Source organism: Candidatus Omnitrophota bacterium (assembly GCA_040755155.1).
Classification (GTDB): Bacteria; Hinthialibacterota; Hinthialibacteria; order Hinthialibacterales; family Hinthialibacteraceae; genus JBFMBP01.
This window is the reverse complement of the sequence record JBFMBP010000082.1, coordinates 52083-73139: the sequence shown is the minus strand read 5'-3', so window position 1 is coordinate 73139 and position 21057 is coordinate 52083. Positions and strand designations below refer to the sequence as shown.

Sequence of the window (21057 nt, the reverse complement as noted above, 5' to 3'; positions counted from 1 at the left end):
GGATCATGAGCAATATTTCTGACGTTACCTTATCGCATATGGTTGATGTTATTGTGAAGGTGATCCAACCCGAAAAAATTATTCTTTTCGGTTCCCATGCGAAAGGAGTTTCCAATCCGGATTCCGATGTTGACTTTTTAATTGTCGATTCCAAGCCTTTTGGACCGGAGCGAATCCGCCGCAAAGAAATGGCGCGGATTTGGAAAGCATTAGGGAAATTCATGCTGCCCGTGGATATTCTTCTCTTTACTCAAACGGAACTGGAAAGCCGGATGAATTCCATGAACAACGTCGCGGCGCGCGCCATAAAGGAAGGAAGAGTTTTGTATGATAGACATTGACGCCGCCCGTACGCTCTAAATCGTAGGGTAGGCTCAAAGCGAAGCGTAGCCCACCATTATCGCTAACATAAGAATGTAAGTTTACAATTGAGGTAAAGCTATGAAAAAATCGCTATCCATTTATCTTGCATTTACATTATTAATCGCCCTCGGCTCCTTCTTTTGGGGAAAGGCTTATGGCGAGAAGTCGCAACAGGAAATTCTTCGATCCAAAGTCGTTTCTTGGGAAGAGGCCGGTTCCAATACCGGCGATTGGGGCGAGATGCGCTATTTCTTCGAGGGCGACAGCTTCGGCGCCGAAAAAGTGCTCGCCGCCTTCGCCGTCATCAAGCCCCATCAATCTCTGCATCCAGCGCATCGGCACGAGGAAGAGGAATTTCTCGTCCTAACGGAAGGTTCGGGAATGTGGCATTTGAACGGAAAAGAATTTCCCGCTAAGAAGGGAGACGTGCTCTACGTGGAACCGTGGGCTATGCACGGCTTAGTGAACAATTCCGGCGAACCGCTAACGTTTTTCGTCGCACGCTGGAAGAGCAAAGGCGTCGCCTCGCCGCCCGAACCGGCTGGTCCGCATGGGCAGTGAGAATTATAATAATTTTTATAAATCCACGACTTTTGTATAAACGATTGGATTGATAAAATGTAGACTCCAAGCGCTCAAATTGATCTACCCATACATTCAATTCGAAATCTCGTTCATGAAAGGATATCGCATCAATGGATCAGATATGGAAATCACTCTTGTTTATTTTGATATTCGTCCCAGCTCTATCGTGGAGCGATGCGCAGATCGAATTGAAATCCGCACCTTCCACGGTTCGCATCGGTCCCGTTGGCGAGTTTCATGGCGATGACGCCGTCGAAATTTTCAGCGCCAAAAACGAGATAGAATCCTTCCAGGTGGCCGTAACGGCGCGGGGCGGGAATCTGGAAAATCTCAACGTGGAAATCACAACCCTGAAAAATACCGAAAGCGGCGAAATTCCTTTGGCCGAAATGTCCTTGTTCCGCGAAATCGATGTACCGGTTCGTTATTCGTCTCCCCGCGCCGTATTGCCGCCGGGATGGATTCCCGATCCGCTGGCGCCATTTTACGATCCCTATACCGGCGAATCTTTCCATTGCGCGCGTTGGCGGGAAAATAAAATGCAAGGCAGCCGATTCGGCGCCGCCGGTTTCGATGTTTGGCAAGATCAGCATCAACGATTGTGGGTGGATGTGCGCGTTCCTGCGCAATGCCCGGCGGGAATTTATGAAGGCGAGATGCGCGTTACCGCCCGCAACGCAAAAGCGGCGATTCCTGTGCGCCTGCATGTCTGGGATTTCGCTTTGCCGGACGGTCCCTCGCATGAAAACCATTTTGGGGGATTTTCGGGAATCGCTGGTTATTACAAAATCGAACGCAATTCCGAACGTTATCAACAACTGGAAGACCGTTATATTGCCTTGATGGCCGAACATCGGCTCAATCCCCCCTTGCCATCGCGCTACTTTCCCCGAACGGCAGAGGATGGATCAATCGTAATGGAGGATGAAAACGACCGGCAGATTGCCGAGTTCGTTCATCGCTATCATCTTACTAATCTCGAAATCCCGCGCGCGCCCTTTCGCGATATCCTAGGGGAAAATCGCAGCAAGGCGATTCAGTATTACCGTTCCTGGTTTGCCTATCTGCAAAAGAAAGGCTGGGAACGCGGCGCCTATTTATATATGTTGGATGAGCCCAACACCTCCGAAGCCTATGAACAAGTGCGCCAATTGGGGGCGTTGGTGAAAGAGGCTAATCCCGGCATCCGGCGTCTGGTGGTAGAGCAGCCCTACGCGCAGAATCCGCAATGGGGCGCGTTGGATGGTTCCATCGACATTTGGTGCCCGTTGTTCGCTTTCATCGATGAAAGCAGCGTTCGTCGCGTGCAGTCGCAGGGCGACGAGGTCTGGAGTTATTCCGCGCTGGTACAATCCGCGCCTTCCTATCATCCCAGCTATGAGAATGTGAAGAATGATAATCCTCCCTACTGGCAATTGGATTTTCCCGCGCTAAGTTATCGCATTGCGCCCTGGCTGAACCGGCGCTATGGCGTCACCGGATTATTGTATTGGTCTACAGTGTATTGGGGCAGCCCGGATCGCGATCCCTGGGACGATCCTGGATTCCGCATCCGTTGGAACGGCGACGGCTTTCTGTTTTATCCCGGCGTCGATGCGGGAGTCGACGGCCCCGTCGCCAGCATCCGGCTCAAAAATCTGCGCGACGGTATGGAGGATTATGAATATTTTCAGATCCTGGATCGGCAGGGAAAGCAGGAACTTGTGCAACAGATCGTAACCCAAGCAGTTCCGACATGGGGGACCTGGAATCAAAACCCAATGCAACTTTTGGAATTACGCAAAAAACTGGCGGAAGCCATTCTGCAAAAGTAGCAACATAGCGAGTCGCTATAGGGACTGAGGTATGAAGATTCGTAAGGGAGAGAAGAAGAGCGAGATTTTGAAAGCGAAGGAGATGCAAGCGTAGGGGTAGACTACTAAGCATTTTCGAACAATTTTGAAAGCGATTCGCTCTTTTGCATTTGTCCTGCGGCTTCGTCAAGGTAAGAGCGATAATCAATTCCGATACATTGAATAACTTCGCCATCCTGTAACGTCAAGAGTAATCCCAACGAATCGTCCTTACGCCACGCTAAGTCTCGCAGACGGGATTCCGATTGACCTTTAGGCGTATAGGCGGGAAGAAGAATATTTCGCATTCGCTGGTATTCCACTTCATCCACCGCCGGGATTCGGGAAAAAGCCCCCAATGATTGATCTTGGTCCTTCCATCCGCTGGAAAGCGCATTTTCGACCGAAACAAAAGAGGAGTAGGGATAACATAAGCGAATGGTTCCAGCCGTATTTCTAATGTTTGCGGATAGAGTCATAACAAACACCATCTCTTCCTCAAGATAACTAGAGCCGATGGTATGCGATTGGGTTGCGGATTCTTCAATGGAGAGGGTTAGAGGCGCGATGTTGGCGAAGGCTTCATGGAGACAGTCAAAGAGCCGATACAAGATTTTTTCGATAACCGTCTGTTCGGCGTCGGAAAGTTCTCTATAGGTATTTAATCCGTCTCCCCGGCCTCCGCACAAACGATCGACCGCCGCAAAACAAAAATCGGTCGAGAATTCCATAATCCATTTACCTTCCAATGGATCCGGATTCAGGAGGGCGAGATATGTAGGGGAAGGGAAAGAATGAAGTAATTCTTTATAAGAAACTTGGGCGTAAGATTTCAAGCAAACATCGATTCTCATTCGTAAAAAAGCGGACAGCGAGTGGGAAAATATTCGTCTTAAGCATTCGTGGATATTAACCAATGTTACTATCTGATCGTCATTGAACCGGTCGCCGGGGTTAGCGCCTTGGCTGGAAGCAAGTTCTTGAGTTTTCCCAAGTGCGGAATCGATCGGGTCTGATTCTGGATTTTTTTCGATAGGATTGGGATTAATTTCCATGCTACGATCCTTACTTGTTTTGGATTACGATCGTTCCATTTCCTCTGAGGAAGAAGATGGAGAGAATTGAGCCATAAAATAAAGAAGATCGCTCGCTTTAGGATTGGTTTTCGCGATCGTTGGTAGAATATCTTCTAAAAATCCGGGGATCGCGGTGAAGTCGAATCGTTTGGGATCGATTCGGTCGAGATCAATCCCCGCTTCGACAAGATGAAGAACCTGTTCGCGGCTTCCGGGATAGCCTCCCTGAGCTTGCAGGCAAAGCGCATGGGCGACGATAGGATCGTTCGTCCAATTCTCAAAAAGGACGGAAATTTTCCCGCAAAGAGAATCGTATATGGCGCCGAAATATCGGTAAGCGGCCGCTGGCCGGTGTATGTATATCATGGCAACGATTCTTGAAAGATCGTTTAAGGAAAGAGTCTCTTTAAGAAAAGGATTGCGGGACAATTTACCACCGGGAGTTGTAGATTTTTTTTCGTTATCCGCTGATGCAGGCGGCGGTCCTGCATCTTTATATTGCAGCGCGTATTCTTTTTTCCGTTCATTGGTCAATACGATGGGAAATTCTCCAGCGGCGGGAAGATACATTAAACTGACCTTATGAAATTGGATTAAAGAATGAAGGAGATACCCGATAAAATCCGGACAATGATTTTGAATCAATTCTTTGATAAAATCGGTAACCGGACCTCCCCGAGGATATTCCGCCGCGAGAAAACGGGCTGCCTGCGTTAACAACTGGGCGTCGCTTCGCCAGAGGTTGGCGGGCGGATGGCCGCGAAGATTCGTTTGCAGAATAAAAACCATGGCCTCTCCGTTGCCGCGAATGGCCAGCTCGGCAAGCGTCCCTTCGGCTTCGATCCACCCTTTTAACGCGCGTTGGCGGACGATTTCCCGGCATTCTGCGTTTCCGCGTTGGAATAGCGTTTTCAAAATGGCCGCGTCCAAGGGGGTATGCCGGTTTAGGCCATATCCTCCTCGCCAATCGATTCCGGTCATTATTTGGAGAAATTCCAACATGCGGTCCGGTTCGATCTTTTCCAATTTCCGCAAACAGGCTTCTCTCATTCCTTTTTTTGCCAGCAATTCTGCGTACTCGCCGGAAGCGGATCTCTCCATCGATTCGGAAAAAGATTCCGTTTGGGAAGCGGTATTAGAATTGGAATCGGTTGGATTTTGCGATTCGAAAGTTTCGTCAAAAAAAGCATGAACCTCGGACACATCAGGCTCATTTTCTTTTTGCGCTTTTTCGATGAGCTCATCCAGCTGTTCTACAGTATATAGGATTTTTCCCGTCAGCGAATTTAACGCCTCGATAAAATCTTCTTGCGCGCCGGCCTCCACCGACTTCAATAAACCTTCCGAAAAATTCATTTCGTTCCGGTGTACTTGAAATGCGAGATTAAAGGCTTCGCTGTTCATCCCTTCGATTCCTTGCCGGCAATATCAAATCCATAATGTCCTTACTTTCTTAATTTGTAAGCGAATCTCGCCGACTAACTTCTCGGCCCCTTCCGACATCCGTTGAAAACCGCAATAAGCGAAAAACTTTGCAGCCGGTTTTATCTGGATAGCCAGGATTTTATAACGATCGCCGCTTGTTTTGGATTTTGGGCCATATATTCAAAAACGGTTTTTTGTAATTCCAACGCTTTCTTCTCTTCTTCCGACATTCCGACAATTTCCATCAACTGTTCCAAATTCCGAGGACGAGAAGCATCCTTTTCCTGTTCGCTTTCTATGGCGACCTCTTCAACCGTCGTCTCTTCTTCCAAGCCGGACTCCGCTTGCTTTGCTTTCGACAGTTGGATTGTCCAGTCAGGTCGGGCGCGAAGATCGAAAAAAGCCCACCCCAACCGGCCGATCAGGTTGAACCAAAGAAATCCGAAAATTAGAAGTCCGGAAACGCGAAACAACAACCGGCAAAATAAGTCGAATGGAATGGAATGGGTAGATGACAACGGAAACAACAACCCCCACGATATTTTCCAATAGGATGGGCTTAGATGGATAATGGGAGAAAAAGCCGCGACAAAGAGAAGAAGGCGAATCCATCGATTCGAGAACGCATAGGCCAATTCGTCAAGAACGAGCAAGCTTCGGTTTTGAATCTTCTGGAACGCTGAAGATAAAAAAGAAATCGAGATAAAGAATCCCAGCGTCAAATCGATAAATTCAAAACTTGAGAATATCGAATACTCGTTGTAATAAAGTTCCAGAAATTGCGCCAGGATGGCGGCGAGGAGCGCTGGTAAGAAAAGAGGCAGAAATCCGAGACCGGCGCGATCGGGATTATTTTCTTCTATTTCTTCCACGGGAAGAATGGAAGGTTGAGTATTCATCTCAATTCCGCGTCTCCGTTAGAGTTTCAACTTCAGCGACAGGGGAATCGCCGCTCCATTCATGACTTTCTTTTATTCGACTGATAATGGAAAGAATCTTGCGTTGGGCCTCCTCGATCCATTTAGGCTTCATTGGCCCCATGAATTCCATATCTTCTCTTAGGTTATCCGCGGCGCGGGAAGAAACATTGCGGAAAATCTTGGATTGCACTTCTTCTTTTGCGTCCTTCAATGCTATCGCCAACTCTCTAAAATCTACCTCTCTCAAAAATACTTGAATTAAGCGATCATCCAAAAATTGAATGTCGTTGAAGGTAAACATCAACTTCTTAATTTCCGCCGCGAGTTCAGGATTTTCTGATTCCAGGGATTCGATGAGGGTCTTTTGTTTATCCCTGCTGAGCCGGTTTACCATCTCTGCAGCGGCTTGAATCCCCCCAATGGGCGAAAATTCGATGGATAAAGCCGCAGCGGCCTTGTGCGCAAATACCCTTTCGAGTTCAGAAATGATTTCCGGGGAGATAGCCTCTATCCTAGCGATCCTGGACGCCAGATCGGCGGCCAAGGAAGAATCCAGATGTTCCAGGATTCCGGCGGATTGCTTATAGTCCAAAAAGGACAAGATAAGCGCGAGAATTTGGGGATGCTCGTTTTGGAAGAACGGTAAAATATCGTTGGAATCCACTATCTTGAGAAAATTAAACGGCGCGCTTTGATGCATTCCTTGAAGCCGTTCGATGATTTGTATGGATTTTTCCGCCCCTAAGGCTTTTTCCAAGATGTTTCGCGCGGAGGAAACTCCCCCATGAACGATAGGCGGCGGGGCGAGAATCGCGCAAGCGAATTCTTCGACGACTTGTTCGACCAGTTCCGAGGAAACGGTTCCCAGATTGCTTATTTCGAGAGTGATCTGCTCGATTTCTTCATCGGATAAATGCCGATAAATGTTGGCGGCGGTCTCAAGATCACTGGCAGCAAGTAAAATCGCCGCCTTTTTTCGACCTGTGAGATTCGCTCTTTCTTTCGCTGCTCTTACCATGGCAATCGCGCCCAATGATTTATAAAATCAAAATCCGCAACACCCTTCCAACAAAACAATAAAAATCGCATAGCGATCGAATGCATCTCTTTAATGCTATCGTTTTTTCCGATTTCCATTCATTCTCTCATATATAATAGGCGTCTGTCAATCATTGTTCAAATCCCTCGTTGCCGCCGATGGGGCAGCGTTTTTGCTTGAAGTCTTCTTTTGATATTTCCGGTTTTTCTTCTCAGACGAAAGCAATCCTTTCCTCATTTAAAGAAAATGGAATGATTTTGGCCGATAATGGAAGTAACTGGTTTATCAGCGGGGCGTCCAATTCGAGATGGAACAACGACCGGTTAGTCAATGAATTGCGAACCGTAAAAGGATTGAATTTTGAAGCGCTGGATATCTCCAGTTTGATGAAAAATCCAGATTCTGCGGAAACCTCTGATGCTACTACCAATACCGCAGTGGATAATTTGAAAGACTATTAACGCGTTCGGATTGGTTAACCGGAGGAGGCATGACGCGGCAATAGGAATTTCGATGGATGGATTAAGAAAAAAGCGCTTTTCCGTAGACTCGATATGAATCGTATGATACAAAGCGCTTGATATGACTCATGCTGGCATGGGACAATCGGATGAATATCAAGAATACAGTTCAATTCCTCGCTTTAAATGGATAATGCCGAATAAAGGAGGCGGGAAAATGAATGAGAATTCTAAAGGAATGGTTTTGAGGCTCGCGATCTTTCTTCTGATTGCACTTACAAACCTGCCTGTGCAGCTATCTGCCCAGGAAATCCCTGGCGAGTTGGTTTTTGAAGAGCCTTTTGAAGGCGAAGAATTTGTTCCAGGCTGGTATATGGTGCAAAGAAACAACGCCACCGCCGAACTGCTGGGGATGATCGAAGAAGGTCCGAACGGCGGAAACGCGTTAGTTGTTCTTACGTACACTCCCGATAATGTCGCCTTAACCCATCTGCAGTTTTCCAACGAAGCGTTTACCCGGCCGGAGGGTTCCGACTTGTACGATTGGCGGGTAACGTTTTGGATTCGCACCCAAGTTGTTCCCTTTACGATCCGGCCAATCATCGCCATGAGCGAAGATCCTTGGACGGGAACCGATGTGGATGTTCCCATCGAAAACGCCAACGAATGGACTTATGTCGATGTCGTTCTTCCGAGAGGGGATTTTTTAACGAGCGATCCGCTTTTATACATCATGCACATGGGGAATCCCGGCGATGAGAACGGGGAAAATGAAGTCTGGTTTGACGATCTAAAAATCTATCTGCTCAACCAGAAAACGAAAATCGAAGAGTGGGAAGTGTATTAGAATTCGTCCTCATGAATTACAGAGTGTATTATATTAGATAAGTGCCGTTAATTCTTTAATTTATCAAGATTGAAGAAAAAGTCTGGGATAAATTACAACCGATGCCAATCGAAAGATTATGAGGTGAATCCAACGCATTCCAAAAATATGATCAGTGCTTCCATGTCGAAGAGAACTTTAAAGCGATTTTAAAAGAAATCATGAAGACAGGTTTATAATATTGTCCATTTTGGGAAATAAGTTCTTCCTTATCCTCCCATGGCCGATAACTTCCCATCGGCGCGCGGAATAGAATTTTTATCTCCATTCCTTGCATATTGAGAATCGTCTTTATAAGTCCACAATGGCTGCTTTACAAAATCTCGCCACTTATTAAAACGACAGAAGAAATATCTCCAGATGGTTTTTTTAATTACCTTTATGGTAGTAATGAAGGAAATAGTCCGAATTTCACTCGCTCAATGAACAAGTATCGATGATCTCCATTGAATATAGGATCAAAAGTAATCCTGTCGTCGGAAAAGTGAAAACAAAACCCCCCTTAGATCATTGCTTCTCTTATTCCACAAAAAGGATAAAATAATTGAATGAAAACGAACCGGATGGATGCGTATGAACGCTATTCCATCCCAATAGTAAGAAACGAGCGCCGATGGAAAAAGCCGATTCTTCTTCTCAACAGCGGTTTGACCGGCTCGAAGAATTGTTGAATTCGATCGACGAGAACATCCAGGAATTGGACTTCGCCGCCTCCATCGACGAATTGCAAACTAACTCTCCCTCGGAAGAGAAAGGGCGGGATATCGTCCTGTCTCCTTGTTTCCGCCTCCAATTGAACGCCAGCAATACCAAAGCGGTTCTCCATTATTTTCCCCCCTCCGGCGAGCCGCCGCCCGCCCTGAAAGCCAGCGAGATCGCGGCCTTAATCGTCGGCGCGGGCGTCGTGTACGGCCTGTTGGAAAAAAACATTCAAAAAGCCTGCGCCCTCATTCGCGACAATCCCCAATCGGAAGTCGAGGTCGCTATCGCCGCCGGCCGGGATTTTTTGCCAATCCTTCCTCCCAAAATCGGTTATTGGATTGGAGACGAAGCGGAAGCAAGTTCCAACAGCGCCGTTTTTGCGCGAAAGAACGATCTTCTCCTTCTCGTCCATCCCGCCAATCCCGGAGTTCCTGGAATCAACGTCTTCGGCGAAGAGATTCTCCCGCCGCCCGCCGAAGCGATGGAAATCCGCGCCGGGGAGAATGTCGTCGCTAACGATCAGGGGGAATATTACGCCGCCATTCCCGGCTTCGCCATCTTCGAAAATGGGGTGGTGACGGTCCGGCAGGCTGATCGCGACGCCGTCTGTACGATCCGTATTTCCGATGACGAGATGGAAGCCTATCTCTCCATCGAACCGGCGTCGGGACAAGGGCATATGCTTTCTTACCGGGAAGTCCGCGCCCTTCTTGTCAAGGAAGGGATATGCGCCGGATTGGACGACGACGCTATCCGCACTGCGCTTTTTTCGGCGAACGAGAAGGAACAACCCGTCAAAGATGTTCTCATCGCTCGGGGCAAGCTTCCTCTAGACGGCGCCAACGGCGAGATTCTTTGGCATCGGCGGCCCGACGAAATTGTCGAACGCTACAGCATCAAAGAAGACGGCTCCATCGATTTCTACAACCTGCGCGATTTCGTCGCCGTACCCGAAGGAATCCATCTCGTTACGATCGTACCCCCCGCCAAAGGCCGCGACGGCTACACGGTCAAAGGGGAAAAACTGGAAAGCGCCTGGGGACGGAAAATCGAAATCCGGGCGGGCGAGAACATCGTCAAAAAAGAGAACGATTGCGAATGGTTCGCCGGTTGCGCTGGGCGCTATTTTTATGAAAACAACCTCTTGGACGTATTGCCCGTGTTGTTGGTTTCCGGCGATGTCGATTTTTCCACGGGCCATATTGACTTTATCGGAGACGTAATCGTCAATGGCAACGTCCTGGACGGTTTCCACGTGAAAGCCTCCGGTAATATTACAGTCCGGGGAACGGTGGAAGCGGCCTACGTCGAAGCGGGAAAATGCATCGAAGTCAAAAACGGAATCTTCGGCAAAGAGAAAGGCAAAATCGTTGCTCGTTGCGACGTCGTTTCCACCTTTCTGCAAAACGCCAATGTCGAAGCGGGCCGCGACGTCATCGCCGGGAATCAGATACTCAACAGCATTGTCCATGCCGGCGCCCGCGTCCAAGTTCAGACCGGCAAAGGAATCATCATCGGCGGCGAAACCCTGGCGGGGCATTGCATCTACGCCTGCGTCATCGGCGGAGAGTACGGCGTTCGCACCTTGGTCGAAGCGGGAATGAGCTTCGCCGTTTTCAAGAAAATAACGCTGTTGGAAGATAAGAAAAAAATCCTCATTTCCCACCGCGAACGGTTGGAGCATTTTTTTCAGGCGAATAAACCCTCGCCGTCCTTATCCGCCGAAGAGAAGAAATTGTTAGAGGCGGCGCAAAAGAAGCGCGATCAACTATCGGCGGCGATCAATCAACTGAAAGACGAACTGCGCGAACTCTCGCGACAACTATATCCTACGAATCGTCCCGAAATCGAATGCGTGAAAACGGTTATGCCGGACGTGATTGTCAAAATGCGCGACCGGCGCTACAAAATCAAATCGCCCATCCATAATTGCCTAATCTCCTACGACGAAGAAAACGATAAAATTCAAATCGCTTCCCGTTGACCTTTCTCCGTCTTTAAAATAAATGAAAAAGTCTTAGGATTAACGCATTCATTTTATGGAAAGTGGATGGATTCCGTTCTTATTTTCCCCAAAAATCGAGGTTGATTAACAATGTCCAAATTGTCTTTTATTCTTATTTCGCTCTTCGCCGCTTCTTTATTCCTGACGCCTGCGAATATGGCGGAGGCTAGTTCCAACCTGAACCGCCTGCGCGCTTTAGGCCAAGCGTATATGGAAGAAGAAGATTTTCCCAAAGCTATTGAAGCTTACGGCCAAGCGGCGGCGCTCGTTCCTCAATCCGCATCCGACGCCATTAACCTCGGCATCGCCCATTATCATGGGGAGAAGGAGGAAGAGAGCATTCAACTCCTGAAAAAGGCTCTTGCCATGTCCCCGGATAATCCCTTCGCCTATTACACGTTGGGGCTGGCCTATAAGAAAATCGGCGATTCCACCCATGCCGTCGAGTGTTTTCGCCTCGTCGTCGAAAAAGACGCCGCCGATCCCGCTTCCCTCTATAACTACGCCCTTTCTCTCTCTCAGCTGAAACGGGATCAGGAAGCGGCGCCTTGGTATGAAAAAATTATTCAACACGATCCCAAGCATTCGAGTTCCTATTATCAGTTATTGCTCTACTATTCCCGTCAGCGCGATATGCAGCGCGCCGCGGAATTGCAAAAAAAATTCCGCGAACTGAAGCAGACGGAAGAACAACGCCCGCCCGACGCCGTAGACGAAGGCAAATTTCTCGGCCCCATCGAATTCGATATCGCCAAGGAAGACCTGCCCAAATTCACGACGGATATCCAAGTCCAATTCGTCCCCGACAAAATCCGTCAAGAATACCTCGTAAAAGCGCTAGACGGCGCTTCCTGCCGCCTGCTCGCTCTGCTCTCTCAATCCCAGGTTCGCCAAACCACCGCCGTTGTCTGCGCCAAAACCGGCGCAGCATTCCTGTTGACGCTTTCTGATAAAGGCGAAGCGCTTACGAAGACGCCGCTGCCCAATGGGAACTGGTGGGGTTGCGCCGCCGCCGATTATGATAACGATGACGACATCGATCTAGTTCTCTATTCCCCCGGGCAATTAGTTCTTCTGCGCCGCGAGGCCGACGGCTCGTTCAAGGACGTTGGCAAGGAATCGGGAATCATGGCGATAGGGGCGAATGAAGCGATTTGGGCTGACATCGACCACGAGGGCGATTTGGATTTGATCGTCGCATCGGCCAAAGGCGACGCCATCTTCCAAAACAACGGCGCTGGGGGGTTCGTGGGCGCTAAAGGTTTAATCGGCGTCGGAGGCTTCGTCGGTCCTGGAGGCTACGTTGGTCCCGATGGCTTCGTCGGCGCTGGAGGCGCAGTCGGTCCCGGAGGCGTCGGTAGCGTCGGAATGTCTTTCGAAGGTCTCGATCCAGCCCAGAGCCTCTCCATCGCCGTTTCCGATTTGGATTACGACAACGATCTCGATCTTGTCCGGCTGACTCTTGGAAAGTTGGAAATCTACTCCAACGAACGGCAATTACGATTCAAAAAGAGACTATCTGTTCCTCTCGAGAGAAATTCCCATACTCCTTCTTCCCGTCTTCTGTGCCGCGACTTCGATAATAATGGGCGGATGGATATCGCCTGGACGGGAGATTCATCCCCAGAATCGATCGTTTGGCAAGTGCAGCCCGATTGGTCCTTGCAGCCCTTGGAAGCCTTTAAAAAAAATCGTCAAATGGAATACAGTAAGCTGCTTACTGCTTTCGACGGCGATAATGACGGCTATGAAGATTTATTTTTTACCATCCCCTCCCTATTCGCCTGCAATCAATATCCCCTCGATATGAAATTTACTTTATTAGAAAAACTGGATAAAAAAATTTATTTCAAAACCGCCCTCGCCGCCGATCTCGATTTCGACGGCGACCTCGATTTGCTAACGGTTGATTCCAACGGCGCTATAATTCCCTTTGAAAATAAAGGCGGCAATCAAAACAACTGGCTCACGGTCAAGATAAACGGCAAGAAAAACGCCATCGACGGCTGCGGCTCCAAGATTCTTCTCAAAGACGATCTGTTTCGCGTAAACCGGGAAGTCGCCACTCCCTTCACCCATATTGGAATCGGCGCCCGCTCGCAAGCGGACGTGCTTCGTCTCACCTGGCCCAACGGCATCTTCCAAAATGTCATCCACGCCCAGGCCAACCAGAACATCGTCATCGACGAAAAGCCGGGGTACATCGGCTCCTGTCCTTTCGTCTACGCCTGGAATGGAAAGCAATTCGAATTCATCGCCGATTCACTGTGCGTCGCGCCGATTGGGTTATACGTCGGCGGCGGATTCTTCCCCCCGCGTCCGGAGGAATACATCCGCCTTCGCGGCGATCAATTAAAGCCAATCGATGGGAAATTCGAGTTTAGAATCTTGGAAGAGATGCCGGAGATTACTTACCTCGACAAACTCGAATTGTTGACTATCGAGCATCCCCCGGAAATGGAAGTCTATTCCAGCGACAAGTTTACCGTACCGCCGTTTCCCGAATTCCAACTCTACGGCGTTTCGCAAGAGGCGCGTGCGCCCCGCCGCGTCGTTGACAATCTAGGCCAAGACGCGACGGAACTTATCCGCGAAAACGACCACCGCTATCCCCGCCCGTGGAAATCGGGACGCTACGAAAGCGTCAACGAGGAATATTGGTTCGAAATCGATCTCAACGATTTTAAGGACGCTAAGACGCTATTCCTCTTCATGACGGGCTACGTGGATTGGCCTTGTTCCAGCACCGCCCGAGCCTTGGAGCAAAATCCCGAATTCAATTTCGTCATGCCCTATTTGCAAACTAAGAACGAAAAAGGCGAATGGCAGACTGTCATGAAATCGATGGGATTTCCCGCCGGGAAATTGAAAACCGTCGCAATAGATTTATCCAACGCTTTTCTAACTTCCGACCGTTCCATTCGCATCGTCTCCACGCTACAAATCCATTGGGATCGAATCCTCGCCGATCCGTCGCCGATTACGGAAGGTTTTCAAATCCATAAGCAGGAGTTGACGTCCGCCGATCTGCATTACGGCGGCTATACGCAAACTTACGATCTCGATGGAGCCGGTCCTCAATGGCACGATTACAATCGCCGCTCCAGCAATTCCCGCTGGCTCTACCAGCTGGGCGCCTACACCCGTTATGGCGGAGTGCTGCCTCTGCTTCAAGAGTTCGACGACCAATACATTATCATGCAGCATGGCGACGAAATCGCCGCGCAATTCGCCGCCGCGCCGGAAAGAAAGGATAAAGGAACGACTTACTTTCTCCACTTCTGCGGCTGGGTGAAAGATTTCGATTATAGCACGGCGCATGGCGTAACGGTTGGCCCATTGCCTTTCAAGGCGATGACGGTTTACCCCTACAGTCCGGACGAAGCTTACCCGCTGAACGAAGAGAACTTGAAATACACACTAGAATACAACACGCGCATCTATGCCAAGCCCAACGAATCGCTTACGATTCCGCGCGTAGTGGCTGCGCCTGGCGCAACGCTTCCGTCTCGCTGACAAATTCTGTCAAGAACGCCCTCTTCTCCGCTTCCGGCAAGAAGGAAGCGCGGAGGGCGTTTTGCATAAATTCGGGAATTTGTTCCAGTTCGATTTGTCGATGGATGACGGCTAATTCCAATTCCTGCGATAGCGTCGTCTTGAAAAAGGCGGGATCGTCCGTACTCAAATTGACCGGGATCCCCCGCTCGTGGTAATAACGCAAGGGATGCTCCCATAGCGATGGCGTTACGCCTAGCATGAGATTGCTGGTTAGGCATAGATTGAGCGGCATCTGGCGCGCAGCGAGATAATCCACCAATTTGGGATCCTCCCGCGAACGTACTCCATGATCGATGCGCTCTACGCCCAGCGAGCGAATCGCGCTCCAGACGGATAGTGGTCCGCACCCCTCGCCCGCATGGGCGGTCTTGCGCAGTCCAAGGGCGGCGGCGAACTCGAAAACCTCTTTCGATAATTCCGCCGGATAATTCTCTCCGCCGCCCAGGCCGATCCCCGCGACGCGCTCGTGAGGATGCTTTTCCACCGCCCGCATCGTCTCCATCCCGATTTCCGGCCCTAGATCGCGCACGATGTCGATGATGTATCGATAATCTCGGCGAGCGCTTTGCGGCGCTTCCCGCAACCCCGCATCGATCGCTTCCAGCATCCGAGGATAGGGAACTCCCGCCCGCATGAACTTCTGCGGCGCAATCGTAATTTCCGCGTAACGGATATTCTCCTCGGCGAACCGCGTTCCCAATTCCAACGCCGCCTCGAAGAAATCTTCTTCGCTCCTCAAGAGAGACGAGACGAACAAAAAATTCTGGAAAAACATTTGCGGGTGGTCGAAATACAATAACCATTCCGCATCACTGCGCGTTCTTATTTCATCGACGCCATATTTGCGCCCCATCCGCAGAATGGCTTTCGCTCCGACGGTTCCCTCGAAGTGCAGATGAATTTCCGCTTTGGGCAAACGCCGGATGTACTCTTTCGTCGCATCGGAAATCGGTGCCGACGGAAGGGAATAGCTTTCGACCGATCTCTTTTTTTGAAAAAAAGTTGCTAAAAAACGTTTTTTTACCATAATGATAGATTATACTGGGAATAATCCGAGAAAACACGTTAGCTAAGGGGAGCGCCGATCCGATGGAAATAATCCCTGCGAGGAGGAAGCATAGCGAACTCATTCGCCGTGCGTTCACCGAAGAACGCATCTTTCGGCGCGAGCGCCATGTCGATTACCTGGCGCAGCCGGGCATTTCCGATTTTCATTGCCATCGCATCCTGCGCAGTCTGCGATCCCATAATCCCGAAGTTTCGCATTATCTCTTTCTGGAAAAAGGAAGCGTAAAATCGTTCGCTTCCATTAAACCATGCGCTTGGCACTCTCAGCATTTCGGCTGCAAATATTTTAAAATTCAACCCCTCTTCTTTTTCACCGCCGACGAAGCATCCCTGGACGCAGTGACGAAATCGTTGCTGCAGACGTTGAATAAGAAGGACGGAGACGTTTACGTAACGCGAATCGAAGCCTATAACGCCGCATTATCCTACAAAATGATTGAAAACGGCTTCATTCACGCCGGCTCCTCGATCCGCATGTCCCAACGCCTTTGCGCCCCATCAGCAAGCGTTGACAAAAAAATCAAGCAAAAATACGATACGTTAATTCTACGCGATTTTAAGCGGCGGGACTTGCCAATCTTGGAAGAGATCGGCCGTAAAAATCACGTTCACAGCCACTTTTTTTGCGAGATTCGTTTTCCCCGCAGCTGCGCCAGCGATCTCTTCGCGGAATGGATACGCCAGTGCGCGGGCGGCATGGCTCAGAAAGTGTATGTAGCGGAACAGGGAGGAGAAATCGCGGGCTTCGCGACGCTGTTGACGACATCCTCCTTGATGCCGTATATCAATAAACGGATTGGCGTCATCGACTTCATCGTAGTAGATCGGCGCTTTCAGGGTCAAGGCGTAGGACGCGCTCTGCTTCAAGCTGCCTTTTCCTGGTTCGAAGGCAGGGTCGACATCGTTGAACTCCGCACTATGGCCGACAACCTGCAAGCCATCCGCTTCTATGAAAACAATGGTTTCCGGATCCTCTCCGCGGATCATCATCTCCACTATTGGACATGAACGCCGCCGAGAGCGATAAGGAAGCCATGGAAGCGAGGAATGCGCCCGTGTTTCACAAGCATCGGGTATTGGTTCTCAACTCCAGCTACGAGGCGATCAACATCTGCACCGCCCGGCGGGCCATCGTTATGCTGATTTCCGGCAAGGCGGATATCGTGGAAAACGCGGAAGAAGTCGTCCGCTCCACCAGCCTCGACATGAAAATCCCCGAAGTCATCCGGCTGCGGCGCTATATCACCCTGCCCTACCGCCCCATTCCTTTCTGCCGCAAAAACATTTTTTTGCGAGATGGCTTTCGCTGCTCTTATTGCGGGGATCAATTCTCCCCCGATCAACTGACGCTCGATCACGTCATCCCCGTTTCGCGCGGGGGCAAAGACGCATGGAACAACGTCGTTACCGCCTGCAAAAGCTGCAACCATAAAAAGGGCAATTACTTTGTAGAAGAGATCGGCATGACCCTGCTGCACCGCCCCCATCGCCCTACTCTTCCTACATTCTTGCATCTCGTACGCTTAATGGGGGAGAAGCGGACGGTCTGGCGCAAATACCTATTTTACGACGAGGAAGAAACCGCGGAAGCCGTTGTCTGACTCGGCCAATAGAATTATAATACATCCATTCATATGCGCCTGTGGCTCAGCTGGATAGAGCACTGGATTCCGGTTCCAGGTGTCGGGGGTTCGAATCCCTCCAGGCGTACGAAAATCCCGCCTCCGAGAAATCGGGGGCTTTTTGTTGGAAATCCTTAAAATACTCGCCTTATGCTCATCCCCTCTATCCTTTTTCTGGGCGTGAAAAAATTTCAAGAACCGATCGCCATCCCCTGGCTGGAGGGACGCACATTGAAGATAGTCTTTACCGCCTAGACCTTTTACTTCACGGCTAAAATCTTGGCCTAATTTGATGGTTAAGGGGGCTGTGAAAATCAGTTTTGATTCCATTCCCATCGCATCGCTTATTATGATTCTTTTCTTGATTGACTCGTAAAGGCCATGCGAATGGTTGATTTCTTTTCGGGGGGTACGGCGGAAGCATCCGCGGGAGTTTCCTCCGCGGCAACAGCCGCTGGTTGTTCGGAGGGTATGGATTCCTGGATATAGGAAGACGGCAACGCCTCTTTGATGTTGCCCACAACGCTTTGTAAGGATTCGTAAACCGTTTGTTTTTCAATAAGCGTTTTTCCAATCACGATCACTTCGTTCAACTGCTCTCGAAGCGTCTTCATCAAAGCGGCCAGGTTGCTTTTCGCCAGAGTTGATTTATCGATATCGCTCATCCTAAGCGAGTGGGGATCGGTTTCCAACGCATTCAACTTTTCCAGGATAAACTCAAGAGAGCCTGGATCGTTGGTTTCCTGCGCCTTCCGAATGAGATTGATGGAGATCAATTCCTTGATTTGCTTAAGAATCTTTATTTCCAACATCATTAGCGTCTTCCAACAGTTAATGAGGTTCAAACGGTGCACGAGAGCTTGATGTTGATTGGATACGATATCGGATAAATCTTTCGCATTTTGCATTTTTATAAATTGAAACTCTCGATTCAGCGCCGTATGCGTTCGGCTCGAATCGGTTTGGCTGAGTTCTTGCGCCAATTGAAGGTATCGTTTGATTGGGGGTTTGGCTTCAATTCGCTGAATGCGCAGCAAGGAGGTATCCAAGGGAAGAGCCGATTTTTCGGCTTTTTTATAGAGAAAACCGACTTCCAGGATAATGTTCTTAAACTCCCGCTGGATGTTCTGTTCACTAGTATTCTGTCTCTGGATCGTTTCTTCGATGGATTTGATCTCCTTCTTCATTTCCGAGAGAATGCTGTCGCTTCCTCCATTAGCCAGGAGATCGATATGTTTTCGAAGATCTTGCTCGTTCATCGAAATAGGCATCATCGTTTTCATTTGATAATTATTTTATCCTTGTTTATTGGCTTGTCAAAGAAAGATATGGAGACATCCTCCGCATCATGTTTTCCCGAATCGCAACTCTATCGAACAACCAATCGCAAAAGAATGAAACGATTCTCAAAAGCAATATCCTGATTTATTCTATTTCAAGAAACGATAAAGGGAATCCATGATCGAAATTGAGCCTTTTATACGAAAATCGATTCATCGAAGGATTGTAGAGGACGATATAAATCTCCTTCCGCTCCTGGACTGACGGCCTTAAAAGGATATATTTTCCGATAAACTTAATCGTTGCCAATCATTATCGATCAAACAAAATGAAAGGTTCCTCCATTGAGCGCGGAAGCGAAAAAACGCATTCTCACCGGCGACCGTCCCACCGGACGGCTTCATCTGGGACATTACGTCGGCAGTTTAGCCAATCGGGTTAAGTTGCAGGACGAATTCGATACATGCCTGATTATCGCCGATCTTCACATGCTGACCACAAAGCCTACAACGCAGGACATCGCCCACATCAGCGATAACGCCCGCGGGCTTGTTCTCGATTATATCGGCGCGGGCATCGACCCCAAAAAGACTCTCATCTATCTTCAATCCGCCGTCCATGAAGTGTACGAACTCAACCTGATCTTCGAAAATTTAGTGTCGGTTAACCGTCTATCCCGCTTGCCCAGCCTTAAGGATATGGCCAAAGCCGCGTCCATCGACGACGAGTCGTTTCCATTCGGCCTTTTGGGATACCCCGTCCTACAGGCGGCGGATATACTCATGCCCCGCGCCCATCTTGTTCCCGTGGGCAAGGATAACGAAGCCCACGTGGAGATATCCCGCGAAATCGCGCGCCGATTCAACGGATTGTACGGCGATGTGTTCCCCTTGCCGGACGTTATGATCGGCGATACTCCCACCCTCATCGGCACCGACGGCAAAGCCAAAATGAGCAAATCCCTCGGCAACGCCATCATGCTCCACGACGACGCCAAAACCGTGAAGAAAAAAGTAATGAGCATGTTCACCGATCCCAATCGGATTCACGCCCACATCCCCGGCGCGGTGGAGGGCAATCCCGTCTTCGTCTACCACGACGTTTTCAATCCGCAAAAAGACGAAGTGGCCGAATTGAAAGAGCGCTATCAAAAAGGAACCATCGGCGACGTCGAAGTCAAGGAACGGCTCATCGCAGCGCTGAACCAATTTCTCGATCCGATCCGCGAACGGATAGCGCATGCGGAGGCGGATACGGGATTCGTAGACGAAATCATCTTCGAAGGCACCATGCGCATGAGGGATATCGCGGCGGAAACGCTCAAAGAAGTGAAGAAGGCGATGGGCCTGACTTCCGCCTGGAATCGAATCTCCCGCGCCGCCGAAAAACGCCGCAAGAAACAAACGGATTCTTAATCGTATCCAATAAGCCATGCAGGGTGTGCTCAAAACAAGCGCAACCTACTATTTTCTTCATAATAGATGAATGGCGTTATTCTAACGGTTTATCCAGCGACGGTTTGACGGCGGTGACGCCGAAGCTAATCATCACGGGATACAACCGCTGGCCCCAGGCGTCGATGCGACGCAATAGCCCTTGCGTGAAGGTCAGTTGAAACGGCCATAGATGGCAGCCGCAGAAGGTTATCGATTCCATGCCGCATTCCTGTAAGAGGTTAGCGGCCCGATTCGGCCAAATCCAATTCTCGATCCCGGCGAACTTTCTTATTTTCAGCAGGACGGAAAGCTGCAGGACGGGACGCCATAACCGGTTCGGCGTAGTAAAGCATACGATCCCGCCCGGCGCGCAGACGCGAACCATCTCCCGGATGGCTTCTTCGGGATCGAGCGTATGCTCTATGCACTCGGAACTGATGACGGCGGCGAATCGGTTATCCGCAAAAGGCAGGCAGCAGGCGTCTCCCGCCGCGCCATCGATATTCAGCGTAGCGGATACTCGTTTAACCAGGCTGCATCCGATATCCAGCACGCATAGGTCCGCCCCGCGCTCCACCGCTGCTCGCGAGATATGTCCCGCCCCGCATCCCACTTCCAAAATGCGTTTGTCTTTAATGGGAAAACCTCTCAACAATTCTTCATAGATCAAAACTAAACGGCGCTGGACGTCGTATTCGTTCATATACTCCGTGAAGCAATCCCCCAACCGATCGAAATAAAATCGTTTCTCGCCGCCGTTCGGATTTGTTTCCTTCATCTTGTTCAACCGGTTCCGTA

17 protein-coding genes and 1 tRNA gene are annotated in these 21057 nt (G+C 49.7%); 11 read left to right on the top strand and 7 right to left on the bottom strand.

Annotated elements, in window-relative coordinates; genetic code table 11:
• The first annotated feature begins 5 nt into the window (after positions 1 to 5).
• The 3 genes from AB1656_11600 to AB1656_11590 all read left to right on the top strand — a co-directional run bounded on the left by AB1656_11600 (position 6) and on the right by AB1656_11590 (position 2762).
• Positions 6 to 341: a nucleotidyltransferase domain-containing protein gene (locus AB1656_11600; GenBank protein MEW6236023.1), complete on the top strand. Its 336-nt coding sequence runs from the start codon at positions 6 to 8 to the stop codon at positions 339 to 341.
• A 100-nt stretch (positions 342 to 441) separates the two neighbouring features.
• The gene (locus AB1656_11595) at positions 442 to 924 is read left to right on the top strand and encodes a cupin domain-containing protein (GenBank protein MEW6236022.1); all 483 of its coding nucleotides are present in this window, start codon (positions 442 to 444) and stop codon (positions 922 to 924) included.
• Between the two features lie 134 nt (positions 925 to 1058).
• On the top strand, positions 1059 to 2762 hold the full coding sequence (locus AB1656_11590) for a glycoside hydrolase domain-containing protein (GenBank protein ID MEW6236021.1): 1704 nt from the start codon (positions 1059 to 1061) through the stop codon (positions 2760 to 2762).
• 104 nt (positions 2763 to 2866) lie between these two features.
• On the opposite strand, the gene AB1656_11585 is transcribed toward AB1656_11590, so the two are convergent.
• The 4 genes from AB1656_11585 to fliG all read right to left on the bottom strand — a co-directional run bounded on the left by AB1656_11585 (position 2867) and on the right by fliG (position 7219).
• Positions 2867 to 3835, bottom strand: a complete 969-nt coding sequence (locus tag AB1656_11585) for a hypothetical protein (protein ID MEW6236020.1) — start codon at positions 3833 to 3835, stop codon at positions 2867 to 2869.
• Between the two features lie 24 nt (positions 3836 to 3859).
• The gene (locus AB1656_11580) at positions 3860 to 5260 is read right to left on the bottom strand and encodes a hypothetical protein (GenBank protein MEW6236019.1); all 1401 of its coding nucleotides are present in this window, start codon (positions 5258 to 5260) and stop codon (positions 3860 to 3862) included.
• 140 nt (positions 5261 to 5400) lie between these two features.
• The gene (locus AB1656_11575; protein MEW6236018.1) at positions 5401 to 6180 is read right to left on the bottom strand and encodes a hypothetical protein; all 780 of its coding nucleotides are present in this window, start codon (positions 6178 to 6180) and stop codon (positions 5401 to 5403) included.
• Between the two features lies 1 nt (position 6181).
• Complete coding sequence (gene fliG / locus AB1656_11570) at positions 6182 to 7219, bottom strand: flagellar motor switch protein FliG (protein ID MEW6236017.1); 1038 nt, start codon at positions 7217 to 7219, stop codon at positions 6182 to 6184.
• Positions 7220 to 7398: 179 nt separating this feature from the next.
• Between fliG and AB1656_11565 the strand changes: the two genes are divergently transcribed.
• From AB1656_11565 to AB1656_11550, 4 genes are all read left to right on the top strand, one after another.
• Positions 7399 to 7701, top strand: coding sequence for a hypothetical protein (locus tag AB1656_11565; protein ID MEW6236016.1), 303 nt, complete (start codon positions 7399 to 7401; stop codon positions 7699 to 7701).
• Between the two features lie 217 nt (positions 7702 to 7918).
• Positions 7919 to 8548: a hypothetical protein gene (locus AB1656_11560; GenBank protein MEW6236015.1), complete on the top strand. Its 630-nt coding sequence runs from the start codon at positions 7919 to 7921 to the stop codon at positions 8546 to 8548.
• A 652-nt stretch (positions 8549 to 9200) separates the two neighbouring features.
• Positions 9201 to 11273, top strand: a complete 2073-nt coding sequence (locus AB1656_11555) for a FapA family protein (GenBank protein MEW6236014.1) — start codon at positions 9201 to 9203, stop codon at positions 11271 to 11273.
• 111 nt (positions 11274 to 11384) lie between these two features.
• Positions 11385 to 14810 carry an FG-GAP-like repeat-containing protein gene (locus AB1656_11550; protein MEW6236013.1) on the top strand — a complete coding sequence of 1142 codons (3426 nt, stop codon included), beginning with the start codon at positions 11385 to 11387 and terminating at the stop codon, positions 14808 to 14810.
• Here the strand turns inward: AB1656_11550 and add are convergent.
• Complete coding sequence (gene add, locus AB1656_11545; protein ID MEW6236012.1) at positions 14758 to 15768, bottom strand: adenosine deaminase; 1011 nt, start codon at positions 15766 to 15768, stop codon at positions 14758 to 14760. The genes AB1656_11550 and add overlap by 53 nt on opposite strands.
• A 173-nt stretch (positions 15769 to 15941) precedes the next feature.
• On the opposite strand from add, the gene AB1656_11540 reads away from it, so the two are divergent.
• The 3 genes from AB1656_11540 to AB1656_11530 all read left to right on the top strand — a co-directional run bounded on the left by AB1656_11540 (position 15942) and on the right by AB1656_11530 (position 17630).
• Entirely contained in the window at positions 15942 to 16928 is a 987-nt protein-coding gene (locus AB1656_11540; GenBank protein ID MEW6236011.1) for a GNAT family N-acetyltransferase, read from the top strand.
• Entirely contained in the window at positions 16925 to 17521 is a 597-nt protein-coding gene (locus tag AB1656_11535; protein MEW6236010.1) for an HNH endonuclease, read from the top strand. Before AB1656_11540 ends, AB1656_11535 begins: the two co-directional genes overlap by 4 nt.
• Before the next feature lie 35 nt (positions 17522 to 17556).
• A tRNA-Arg gene (locus tag AB1656_11530) sits at positions 17557 to 17630 on the top strand.
• A 259-nt stretch (positions 17631 to 17889) separates the two neighbouring features.
• On the opposite strand, the gene AB1656_11525 is transcribed toward AB1656_11530, so the two are convergent.
• The gene (locus AB1656_11525) at positions 17890 to 18801 is read right to left on the bottom strand and encodes a hypothetical protein (protein MEW6236009.1); all 912 of its coding nucleotides are present in this window, start codon (positions 18799 to 18801) and stop codon (positions 17890 to 17892) included.
• Positions 18802 to 19167: 366 nt separating this feature from the next.
• Here AB1656_11525 and trpS point away from each other — a divergent pair, with 366 nt between their 5' ends.
• The gene (gene trpS / locus AB1656_11520; protein MEW6236008.1) at positions 19168 to 20238 is read left to right on the top strand and encodes a tryptophan--tRNA ligase; all 1071 of its coding nucleotides are present in this window, start codon (positions 19168 to 19170) and stop codon (positions 20236 to 20238) included.
• Between the two features lie 76 nt (positions 20239 to 20314).
• Here trpS and AB1656_11515 read toward each other — a convergent pair whose 3' ends face one another.
• Positions 20315 to 21037: a methyltransferase domain-containing protein gene (locus AB1656_11515; GenBank protein ID MEW6236007.1), complete on the bottom strand. Its 723-nt coding sequence runs from the start codon at positions 21035 to 21037 to the stop codon at positions 20315 to 20317.
• Between the last annotated feature and the right edge of the window lie 20 nt (positions 21038 to 21057).

Bases quoted from the DNA above. Each gene is read 5' to 3' on its own strand.
- AB1656_11600 (MEW6236023.1), top strand. From the start codon at position 6: ATGAGCAATATTTCTGACGTTACCTTATCGCATATGGTTGATGTTATT.
- AB1656_11595 (MEW6236022.1), top strand. From the start codon at position 442: ATGAAAAAATCGCTATCCATTTATCTTGCATTTACATTATTAATCGCC.
- AB1656_11590 (MEW6236021.1), top strand. From the start codon at position 1,059: ATGGATCAGATATGGAAATCACTCTTGTTTATTTTGATATTCGTCCCA.
- AB1656_11585 (MEW6236020.1), bottom strand. From the start codon at position 3,835: ATGGAAATTAATCCCAATCCTATCGAAAAAAATCCAGAATCAGACCCG.
- AB1656_11580 (MEW6236019.1), bottom strand. From the start codon at position 5,260: ATGAACAGCGAAGCCTTTAATCTCGCATTTCAAGTACACCGGAACGAA.
- AB1656_11575 (MEW6236018.1), bottom strand. From the start codon at position 6,180: ATGAATACTCAACCTTCCATTCTTCCCGTGGAAGAAATAGAAGAAAAT.
- fliG (MEW6236017.1), bottom strand. From the start codon at position 7,219: ATGGTAAGAGCAGCGAAAGAAAGAGCGAATCTCACAGGTCGAAAAAAG.
- AB1656_11565 (MEW6236016.1), top strand. From the start codon at position 7,399: ATGGGGCAGCGTTTTTGCTTGAAGTCTTCTTTTGATATTTCCGGTTTT.
- AB1656_11560 (MEW6236015.1), top strand. From the start codon at position 7,919: ATGAATGAGAATTCTAAAGGAATGGTTTTGAGGCTCGCGATCTTTCTT.
- AB1656_11555 (MEW6236014.1), top strand. From the start codon at position 9,201: ATGGAAAAAGCCGATTCTTCTTCTCAACAGCGGTTTGACCGGCTCGAA.
- AB1656_11550 (MEW6236013.1), top strand. From the start codon at position 11,385: ATGTCCAAATTGTCTTTTATTCTTATTTCGCTCTTCGCCGCTTCTTTA.
- AB1656_11540 (MEW6236011.1), top strand. From the start codon at position 15,942: ATGGAAATAATCCCTGCGAGGAGGAAGCATAGCGAACTCATTCGCCGT.
- AB1656_11535 (MEW6236010.1), top strand. From the start codon at position 16,925: ATGAACGCCGCCGAGAGCGATAAGGAAGCCATGGAAGCGAGGAATGCG.
- AB1656_11525 (MEW6236009.1), bottom strand. From the start codon at position 18,801: ATGAACGAGCAAGATCTTCGAAAACATATCGATCTCCTGGCTAATGGA.
- AB1656_11515 (MEW6236007.1), bottom strand. From the start codon at position 21,037: ATGAAGGAAACAAATCCGAACGGCGGCGAGAAACGATTTTATTTCGAT.